Origin of the sequence: Micromonospora sp. NPDC000442 (assembly GCF_042898635.1) — a bacterium.
In the GTDB taxonomy this organism is placed as follows: domain Bacteria; phylum Actinomycetota; class Actinomycetes; order Mycobacteriales; family Micromonosporaceae; genus Micromonospora.
Window position 1 is genome coordinate 1 of the sequence record NZ_JBIAYZ010000060.1, and the last position, 1,118, is coordinate 1,118.

Below are 1,118 nucleotides of genomic sequence, written 5' to 3' on the forward strand. Positions count from 1 at the left end.
CCTACCCGTGTTCGCGAAGCAGTCGTGGCGGCAGCAGTTGGCCGCGGCGTGCGCCGCGCTTGCGGGGTTGGGCCCGGCCAGCCTGGTGCTCTACGACGTGTCGACGCTGTACTTCGAGACCGACACGGGTGACGGGTTCCGTGAACCCGGGTTCTCCAAGGAACGCCGCTTGGATCCGCAGATCACCATCGGCCTGCTGACCGACGCGACCGGGTTCCCGTTGATGGTCAACGCGTTCGAGGGCAACAAGGCCGAGACGACCACGATGCTGCCGACGATTCGCGCGTTCATGGCCGCTCACCAGCTGCCCGACGTGACGATCGTGGCCGACGCGGGCATGGTGTCGGCGGCGAACCAGAAAGCGATCGAGGCCGCGGGCTTGTCGTTCATCCTCGGCGCCCGTATCCCCGAGGTCCCCTACGTCGTCGCGGCCTGGCGCAAGGCCCACCCTGACCAGGAGATCGGCGACGGGCAGGTGTTCTGCCAACCCTGGCCCGCCGGGCGAAACGACCAGCGGCGGGACCAGGTCATCTACTACCAGTACCGGGCCGACCGGGCCCGGCGAACCCTACGCGGAATCGACGAGCAGGTCACCAAGGCCGAGAAAGCCGTCGCCGGGAAAACCACCGTCAAGCGCAACCGGTTCGTCCAACTGTCCGGCGGCACCCGGACGGTGAACCGGGCCCTGGAAGCCAAGGCCCGAGCCCTGGCCGGCCTGAAGGGATACGTCACCAACCTTCCCGCCTGCCCCGACGGCACCCCAGTCACGGCCGACTTCGTGATCGACGCCTACCACCGGCTGTTCCAGATCGAAAAGTCGTTCCGAATGTCCAAGCACGACCTGCAAGCCCGACCGATCTATCACCACCAACGCGACTCAATCGAGGCCCACCTGACCATCGTGTTCGCCGCCCTCGCCGTCAGCCGCTGGATCGAAGACCGCACGGGCTGGTCGATCAAGAAGTTTGTCCGCACCGCCCGCCGCTACCGCACCATCGAGATCCAGGCCGGCGCACACACCATCACCGCCGCCGACCCCCTACCCGACGACCTCCGCGACGCCCTCGAAGCCATCACCCGAGCCAGCCGACGTGCGCACTAACTTGAGCCAAGTCGGG

General features: G+C 67.4%; 1 protein-coding gene. It reads left to right on the forward strand.

Features of this window, described 5'->3' with window-relative positions; genetic code table 11:
• The coding region (locus ACFY2A_RS30535) for an IS1634 family transposase (RefSeq protein ID WP_387176808.1) at nucleotides 1–1,102 on the forward strand (1,102 nt) is incomplete at its 5' end.
• Nucleotides 1,103–1,118: the final 16 nt, after the last annotated feature.